Annotated in this window: 10 protein-coding genes; 5 read left to right on the plus strand and 5 right to left on the minus strand. The window is 58.3% G+C overall.

Annotation, left to right across the window (positions count from 1 at the left end; genetic code table 11):
* Window positions 1–78 precede the first annotated feature (78 nt).
* The gene (locus PMI23_RS24760; RefSeq protein ID WP_007910512.1) at window positions 79–1,425 is read right to left on the minus strand and encodes a heavy metal sensor histidine kinase; all 1,347 of its coding nucleotides are present in this window, start codon (window positions 1,423–1,425) and stop codon (window positions 79–81) included.
* Window positions 1,425–2,105 (minus strand): heavy metal response regulator transcription factor, encoded by a 681-nt coding sequence (locus PMI23_RS24765; RefSeq protein WP_007910514.1) that lies wholly within the window; start codon window positions 2,103–2,105, stop codon window positions 1,425–1,427. Before PMI23_RS24765 ends, PMI23_RS24760 begins: the two co-directional genes overlap by 1 nt.
* Window positions 2,106–2,273: 168 nt before the next feature.
* Between PMI23_RS24765 and copI the strand changes: the two genes are divergently transcribed.
* Window positions 2,274–2,801, plus strand: a complete 528-nt coding sequence (gene copI / locus PMI23_RS24770) for a copper-resistant cuproprotein CopI (protein ID WP_007910516.1) — start codon at window positions 2,274–2,276, stop codon at window positions 2,799–2,801.
* A gap of 61 nt (window positions 2,802–2,862) precedes the next feature.
* Window positions 2,863–3,693: an NADPH-dependent 7-cyano-7-deazaguanine reductase QueF gene (queF, locus tag PMI23_RS24775; RefSeq protein ID WP_007910518.1), complete on the plus strand. Its 831-nt coding sequence runs from the start codon at window positions 2,863–2,865 to the stop codon at window positions 3,691–3,693.
* Window positions 3,694–3,779: 86 nt separating this feature from the next.
* Here queF and PMI23_RS24780 read toward each other — a convergent pair whose 3' ends face one another.
* Window positions 3,780–4,043 (minus strand): DUF4404 family protein, encoded by a 264-nt coding sequence (locus tag PMI23_RS24780; RefSeq protein ID WP_007910520.1) that lies wholly within the window; start codon window positions 4,041–4,043, stop codon window positions 3,780–3,782.
* 108 nt (window positions 4,044–4,151) lie between these two features.
* Entirely contained in the window at window positions 4,152–4,772 is a 621-nt protein-coding gene (locus PMI23_RS24785; RefSeq protein ID WP_007910521.1) for a hypothetical protein, read from the minus strand.
* 198 nt (window positions 4,773–4,970) lie between these two features.
* Here PMI23_RS24785 and PMI23_RS24790 point away from each other — a divergent pair, with 198 nt between their 5' ends.
* Window positions 4,971–5,660 (plus strand): MlaA family lipoprotein, encoded by a 690-nt coding sequence (locus PMI23_RS24790; RefSeq protein ID WP_007910522.1) that lies wholly within the window; start codon window positions 4,971–4,973, stop codon window positions 5,658–5,660.
* Between the two features lie 51 nt (window positions 5,661–5,711).
* Here PMI23_RS24790 and PMI23_RS24795 read toward each other — a convergent pair whose 3' ends face one another.
* The gene (locus tag PMI23_RS24795) at window positions 5,712–6,011 is read right to left on the minus strand and encodes a PilZ domain-containing protein (protein ID WP_007910523.1); all 300 of its coding nucleotides are present in this window, start codon (window positions 6,009–6,011) and stop codon (window positions 5,712–5,714) included.
* A gap of 275 nt (window positions 6,012–6,286) precedes the next feature.
* Between PMI23_RS24795 and rssB the strand changes: the two genes are divergently transcribed.
* Together rssB and rssC are read left to right on the plus strand one after the other, a co-directional pair.
* The gene (rssB, locus tag PMI23_RS24800) at window positions 6,287–7,468 is read left to right on the plus strand and encodes a two-component system response regulator RssB (RefSeq protein ID WP_042705031.1); all 1,182 of its coding nucleotides are present in this window, start codon (window positions 6,287–6,289) and stop codon (window positions 7,466–7,468) included.
* Window positions 7,468–7,950, plus strand: a complete 483-nt coding sequence (gene rssC, locus PMI23_RS24805) for an anti-sigma factor antagonist RssC (RefSeq protein ID WP_003226553.1) — start codon at window positions 7,468–7,470, stop codon at window positions 7,948–7,950. The genes rssB and rssC overlap by 1 nt, the downstream gene beginning before the upstream one ends.
* Window positions 7,951–8,059: the final 109 nt, after the last annotated feature.

Raw genomic sequence — 8,059 nt, forward strand, 5'->3', positions numbered from 1 at the left:
CAACGGACGCTCCGCGTTCGGCTCTGGAAGGGACGCGGAGCGTCCCGGGCTGCATTCCCACGCAGAGCGTGGGAACGATCAGGTTCGAGGCAACTCAATCACAAACCGCGTCCATCCCGCCTCTGATTCGCAATGAATCTGCCCACCATGGGCGCGGATGATCGACTGAGTAATCGCCAATCCCAACCCCGCATGCTCACTGCTGCCTTCCTGCCGCGCCGGATCGGCCCGATAAAATCGATCAAACAGGCGTGGCAACAACTCCGCAGAAATCCCCTCGCCACTGTTCTCGACTGAAATGCGTACCGCGTTCGGTTGATCAACGATCCGCAAGCTCACATCGCCCTCAGCCGGGGTAAACCGCAGCGCGTTATCCAGCAGATTCGACAAGGCCCGGCGCAACATACTGCGATCACCCTCGATCTGCGCATTGCCCTCACGCGTCAGTTTGACCCCGGCGTCCTCCGCCAGCGGCGCAAAAAATTCCAAAAGCACATCTGTTTCATCCGCCAGTTCCAGCGGTTCCCGCTTGGGCATCAGCAAGCCATGATCGGCCTTGGCCAGATACAACATGTCGTTGACCAGTTGTGCCATCCATTGCAGTTCTTCGAGGTTGCTGTGCAGCGCTTCGCGGTAGTCCTCGATCGGCCGGGGGCGGGTGAGGGTGACCTGAGTGTGGGTCAGCAGGTTCGACAGTGGTGTACGCAACTCATGGGCAATGTCGGCGGAAAACGCCGAGAGCCGCTGAAACGAGTCGTCGAGGCGTGCGAGCATGGCGTTGAAGCTGTGGGACATTTCCGCAAGTTCTGGCGGCATTTGCGCTTCGGGCAGTCGCGCATTCAGCGATTGTGCGGAAATCCCACGGGCGACTGCACTCATGCGTCGCAATGGCCGTAAGCCGCTGCGTGCTGCCCAGGCACCGAGCAACGCCGTCGCCAGCGCTGACAACCCGACGGTCAGCCAGATCAGGTGCTGCATGCGTTGCAGGAAGTGTTGGTGATGGGTGATGTCCAGCAACAAGGACAGTTGCGGTGAATCGGCTTTGTCCGGGTAGAGCGGGGCGTTAAGCACGCGGTAATCGGTGCCGTCATGGCTGATGGTCGACAGGCCGGATTGTTGCGGCAAATCCTTGGGGATTTGCGTCGAACTGTCATACCAGCGCTGGCCGTCAGTGCCGGTAATGCGCAATGACAGATCGGCCTGACGGCTCAGCTCATCCGCCAGCCGTGCTTCACGTTGACCGGGCTGAAGATCCTGCAAGGCGCGGCGCAGGCCGATTAGTTTGCCGTCCAGCTGTTGCTGGTCGAGTTCGATAAAGTGCGCTTCGCTGGCGCGGTTGAACAAAACCCCGGCGAACAGCGAAACCACAGCGGTGCAAGCGGCAAACAACAAGGCCAGGCGCGAACTCAGGGACAACCGGCGCATCAGGCGCCACGCTCTTCGAGCACGTAACCCATGCCGCGCACGGTGTGGATCAGTTTGTTGGGGAATTCGTCGTCGATCTTCAGGCGCAAACGGCGGATCGCCACTTCGATGACATTGGTATCGCTGTCGAAATTCATGTCCCAGACCTGTGAAGCGATCAGCGACTTTGGCAGCACTTCGCCTTGGCGACGCAGGAGCATTTCCAATAGTGCGAATTCCTTTGCCGTCAGGTCGATGCGCTGGCCGCTGCGTTCGACGCGGCGACGGATCAGATCCAGGCGCAAATCGGCCAGTTGCAGGCTGGTTTCCTGGGTTGTAGCACTGCCGCGACGCAACAGGCTACGTACCCGCGCCAGCAGTTCGGAGAAGGCGAACGGTTTGACCAGGTAATCGTCGGCGCCCAGTTCGAGGCCGTGAACTCTGTCCTCTACGGCGTCTTTGGCTGTCAGAAAAAGTACCGGCGTATCCAGCCCGGCGCTGCGCACCGCTTGCAGGATCTGCCAGCCACTGCGCCCTGGCAGCATCACGTCGAGGATCAGCAGCGCGTAATCACCACTCAGCGCCAGATGCTGACCACTGTTGCCGTCGGCCACCAGTTCCGTATTGAACCCGGCCTCGGTCAGGCCCTGACGCAGGTATTGGCCGGTTTTCGCTTGGTCTTCGACGATCAACAGTTTCATGGGCGACTCGGGTGGGTTCGGGGGTGTTGTAGTCACGAAAGCTTTATACCGTGAGCGCTGGCGGCAAACGCCAACCTGACAAAGTTGTAATCTGCCTGTCAGGTAGATGCCAGCGCCGGCCGGCTAAAGTTTCCCATAAGCTGAACCTTATCTTGTTGGAGAACGACCATGTTTTTACGCCAATCCCTAGCCATCTGTTTTTTGGCAATGAGTTCGACGGCGTTTGCAGCACCCGCGCACACCTATGATTTCGGCCAGCCAGCACCAGCCGCCAAAGCCTCGCGCAGCATTGAAGTGGTGATGGGCGATATGTCCTTCGATCCCAAGGCGATTCAGATCAAGGCCGGTGAGACCGTTCGTTTTGTGCTGGTGAATAAAGGCCAGTTGTTGCACGAATTCAACCTCGGTGACGCGGCGATGCATGCCAAGCACCAGCAGGAAATGTTGCAGATGCAGCAAAGCGGCATGCTGACGCCTACCGGCATGAAGGAAATGTCCCACGATATGGCCGGCATGGATCACGCAGCGATGGGCCATGGCATGAAACATGACGATCCGAACAGCGTGCTGGTCGAGCCGGGCAAAACCGCTGAGTTGACCTGGACCTTCAGCAAGGCCACCAGCTTGGAATTTGCCTGCAATATTCCCGGGCATTATCAGGCGGGCATGGTCGGCAAACTGACGGTCAGTCAGTAAGCACTCAAAGGCGCGGGCAAAGGCTGGTAGAATCCGCTGATTATTCAGTCAGGTTTCCGCCATGCATCCCGCAGCCGAACATTCGCCGCTGGGCAAATCCAGCGAATACATCGCCACGTACACGCCGTCCCTGCTGTTCCCGATTCCGCGCACCCCGAAATGGGCCGAGCTGGGCCTGACCGCCGACACCCTGCCGTATAAAGGTGTGGATTTCTGGAACTGCTTCGAGCTGTCGTGGCTGTTGCCATCCGGCAAGCCCGTGGTGGCGATCGGCGAATTCAGCATCCCGGCGGATTCGCCGAATATCATCGAGTCGAAGTCGTTCAAGCTGTATTTGAACTCGCTGAACCAGACGGCGTTTGCCGACGTGGCGTCCTTGGAAGCGACCCTGATCAAGGATCTGTCGGCCGCCGCCGGCAAACCGGTGGGGGTGCGCGTTCGCAGCCTCAAGGACGTTGAAGCGGAAGGCGTTGTGGCGTTGCCGGGCGTGTGCATCGACGATCTGGATATCAGCGTCAGCAACTACGAGCATCCGCGCCCGGAACTGCTGCGTTGCGACGACTCGCGGATTGTCGAGGAGACGGTGTATAGCCATCTGCTCAAATCCAATTGCCCGGTGACCAGTCAGCCGGACTGGGGCACAGTGGTGGTGGAATATCGTGGATCGGCACTGGATCACGCCAGTTTGCTCGAATACATCGTCAGCTTCCGCCAGCACTCGGACTTCCATGAGCAGTGTGTGGAGCGGATTTTCCTTGATCTGCAGCGCTTGCTGAAACCAGAAAAGCTGACGGTGTTTGCACGTTACGTGCGTCGCGGTGGATTGGACATCAACCCATATCGCAGCACCGAAAGCGTACAGCTGCCGAATCACCGCCTCGTGCGTCAATAAAGATCAACTGTAGGGGAACGCATTGCCAAAGTTGAAATGAAAAAGCCCTGCCAGTGATGGCAGGGCTTTTTGCGTTTCGGGGAGAATCAGATCCCCATGCTGCCCAGCGCATTAACGATGTTGCGCAGGGTGCCGGCAATGGCCGGATGTTCGAGTTCAAAGCGATCAACCGCCAGATTGACGCCGTCAGCGATGCTGGCGTCTTGCGTGGCAGTCTCCAGTTGAATTTCGGATTCAATCTGCGCCATCAGCGCATGCAAATCCTCACGCTCGGCTTCCGACAGCGGCGGATTCTGTTCCAGCTGCTCGCGCAGGGTATCGAGCTGTTTTTGCAGTTCTTGGGCGGGCATGGTGTTTTCCTTTTATCAATAGGCACTGGCATTGACCGCAGCCGCGCGCCAAAGGTCTATGGCTGACCTTTAGATTAATCCACTCCCGGCAAACCTGCATGATCCCGATCAGGGCTTTTCGCCTTTGTGACGGCGCAGGCTGATGTCGGCCAGGCAGGTGTCGAGTTCACCCAAGTGATCGATAACCGAATGCACGCCGAGGCCGAACAACTGCATCGTCGCCTTGCCACGCAGTTGTTCGCGTTCTTTCTGGCTCAGCGCTTGCCATTCGCCCGGCGCCAGGCCGCACAGCGAGCCGCAGGAGGCGAGGCCGATCGTCCACAGACCGGCGTTAAGGCCCGATTGCAGCAAGCGCGGCTCACCACTGACCAATACGCAGCCGTCCAGACTGCTGACGTTCAGGTCCATCAGGGCCTGCCAGCAAGCGTTCGGTGCAGGCCATGGATTGATTGTTGCCGAATGTTGCGCAGGTTTGATCCACGTCGGCAGTGAGGCCGACAAGGACCGGGCGAGGGCAGGGGGCAGTTCATCCAGCCAGACACAGGGAATCTGCTGGCGCTGCAAACTGTGCAAACTGTCGAATGCGCCTGGTGTGGCTTCAGCGTATTCAGGCAGGGCGATCGTCTGTTGCCGGGCGCGGGCACCGAAATCCACCAGGCAACCGCTGAGTCCAAACAGTACCGCAGTCAGTCTGGGCGCGGCGACGGGCAAGGTTTCGGCGTGTGTCATGGCAACATCCCTGAAATAACGATCAGGCTAGGGCGTATCAGTGACAGTTGGATGACAGCGGTGTGAAGGGCGATGCACGAAGCGTCCTACAGACTGCTGCATTGCGCGGACTGTCCAAACGGGCTTTTACGCTTATACTAGCGACCTGAATAGCCGGGCCCAGAGGTCCGCGACAGTACCATTCCAAGGAGTTTTTCTATGCGCTGGAGCAATCCGCTCGCTCAGCTTTGTTTATGTGCCGGCCTGTTGCTGGCTCCGTTCGCCACTCAGGCGGCAACGGAAGAAGACCCTTGGGAAAGCGTTAACCGTCCAATTTTCCAGTTCAACGACTTCGTTGATACTTACGCGCTGAAGCCATTGGCGCAGGGCTATGAGTTCGTCACACCGCAGTTCCTCGAAGACGGCATCCACAACATGTTTCGCAACGTCGGTGACGTCACCAACCTTGCCAACAACATCCTGCAAGCCAAACCGGCTGCCGCTGGCGTCGACACCGCTCGCCTGATCTTCAACACCACCTTCGGCCTGCTCGGTTTCTTCGATGTCGGCACCAAGATGGGCCTGAACCGTAGCGACGAAGACTTCGGTCAGACTCTCGGTTACTGGGGCGTCGGCAGCGGTCCGTATGTGATGCTGCCGCTGATGGGTCCGAGCACCTTGCGTGACGCACCGTCGAAATACGTCGACAGCTACACCGGTATGTACCGCTACATCGACCACGTGCCTACGCGTAACTCGATCTTCGGTCTGAACATCGTCGATACCCGCGCCAGCCTGCTGTCGAGCGAGAAGCTGATCAGCGGCGACAAATACACCTTCATCCGCAATGCCTACTTGCAGAACCGCGAGTTCAAGGTGAAGGATGGCCAGGTCGAAGACGATTTTTAATCTCGACCGATAAAAACAAGGCGACCTCAGGGTCGCCTTTTTTGTGTGTAGCTATTTCATCTTCAGGATGGTCAGGCCGAGCTTCTGGCCGCCGCCATCCTGTGCCCTGACCCAGACCACTTCGGTCTCTGCCTCAAGGCCGCTGAGTGCGGCGTGATCGGAGTCGATGCGTACGCTCAAACGGTCGCCGACCGCGAACCGACGCGGCGCTTCGACCTGCATGCCACTGCTGGAGAGGTCGATGCACACCCCTGAAATCTGAACGCCTTCATGAATCAACACGATATCGGCATCGACCCGCATGCGGATGAAATCGCGCTTTTCGCTGTAGTCCCGACTGGTTTGACTCATGGTTACGTCCTTCCATTGGGTTACGGTTTGAGCTGTTCTTATAACTCTCGGTGATTTGACAAGTAAAGTCGTCAAGCGACCATCGGCGCATGCTTGAAACGCTCTGCGGATGGGAGTACCGTCTGCGCCTTAGAAGGGCACCTCTGATATAACCGCGTTTGCAGACAATGCTCGAAAGCGGTGCAGCAGAGAGGCTAGAAAGCGAATCCAGTAGTCTGCGCAGGGCCCGATGCCCCGCCAACTACGCCAACCTAATTCTGGCGCCGTTTGCCCACATGCCAAAAACCAGTGCCACGCTGCTGATAATCGATGATGACGAAGTAGTGCGCGCGAGCCTCGCGGCCTATTTGGAAGACAGTGGTTTCAGCGTCCTGCAGGCCAGCAACGGCCAACAGGGTCTTCAGGTATTCGAGCAAGAACAGCCCGACTTGGTCATCTGCGATCTGCGCATGCCGCAGATGGGCGGTCTCGAACTGATCCGTCAGGTTACCGAGCGTTCACCGCAGACGCCGGTGATCGTGGTGTCGGGTGCCGGCGTGATGAACGACGCGGTCGAGGCTCTGCGCCTGGGCGCGGCGGACTACCTGATCAAGCCTCTCGAAGATCTGGCTGTGCTCGAGCACTCTGTGCGCCGGGCCCTGGATCGTGCGCGCCTGCTGGTGGAAAACCAGCGCTACCGCGAGAAGCTGGAAAAGGCCAACCGCGAGCTTGAGGCCAGCCTCAACCTGCTCCAGGAAGACCAGAACGCCGGTCGCCAGGTGCAGATGAACATGCTGCCGGAAAGCCCGTGGAGCATCGACGAGTTCAAGTTCGCGCACCAGATCATCCCGTCGTTGTACCTGTCGGGTGATTTTGTCGACTATTTCCGTGTCGACGAGCGCCGGGTCGCGTTTTACCTGGCGGACGTCTCCGGTCATGGCGCCTCTTCAGCCTTCGTCACCGTGCTGCTGAAGTTCATGACCACGCGCTTGCTGTTCGAATCCAAGCGCAACGGCACATTGCCGGAATTCAAGCCTTCGGAAGTCCTTGGTCATATCAACCGGGGGCTGATCAGTTGTAAGCTGGGTAAACACGTCACAATGGTCGGTGGAGTCATCGACGAGGAGACCGGTTTGTTGACCTATAGCATCGGCGGCCATCTGCCGTTGCCTGTGTTGTACACGCCTGACAGTGTTCGTTATCTCGAAGGGCGTGGTCTGCCGGTGGGGCTGTTCAATGAAGCCACCTACGAAGACCACGTGCTTGAGCTGCCGCCGACATTCAGCCTGACGCTGATGTCCGATGGCATTCTGGATCTTTTGCCAGAACCTACGCTCAAAGAAAAAGAAGCCGCTTTGCCTCAACGGGTGAAGTCGGCGGGCGGCAGCCTGGATGGTCTGCGGCAAGTGTTTGGATTGGCCACGCTAGGGGAGATGCCGGATGATATCGCCCTGTTGGTGTTGAGCAGGAATCTTTAATGAGTACCGGTAGAATCCAGTTCGCCGAGCAGGACGGCACCTTCGTCCTGAAGTTCGTCGGTGAAGTTCGCCTGACCCTGTGTTCGGCGTTGGATGCGACTATTGAGAAAATCTTCACCGCGCTGAATTTCAACGCGATCGTGATCGATTTGACCGAAACCCGCAGCATCGACAGCACGACGTTGGGCCTGTTGGCCAAACTGTCGATCCTGTCGCGGCAGAAGGTCGGCCTGTTGCCGACCGTCGTCACCACCCACGAAGACATTACCCGTCTGCTGCAATCGATGGGCTTCGAGCAGGTGTTCAACATCGTCAACCACCCGGTGCCATGCCCGGAGTGCCTGGACGACCTGCCGGATCAGGACCAGTCGGAAGAAGTGGTGCGGATCAAGGTGCTCGAAGCGCACAAGATCCTCATGGGCCTCAACGATTCCAATCGTGAAGCGTTTCATGATCTGGTGAATGCCCTCGAGCGGCATTGATCCGCTGAATTGAGGGTAGGCCCTGCTGGCCTCATCGCGAGCAGGCTCACTCCTACAGGGTTCTTCATTCGACACACAATCGCGATCAAACCACAGATCCCCTGTAGGA

It is taken from the genome of Pseudomonas sp. GM24, from assembly GCF_000282235.1.
In the GTDB taxonomy this organism is placed as follows: domain Bacteria; phylum Pseudomonadota; class Gammaproteobacteria; order Pseudomonadales; family Pseudomonadaceae; genus Aquipseudomonas.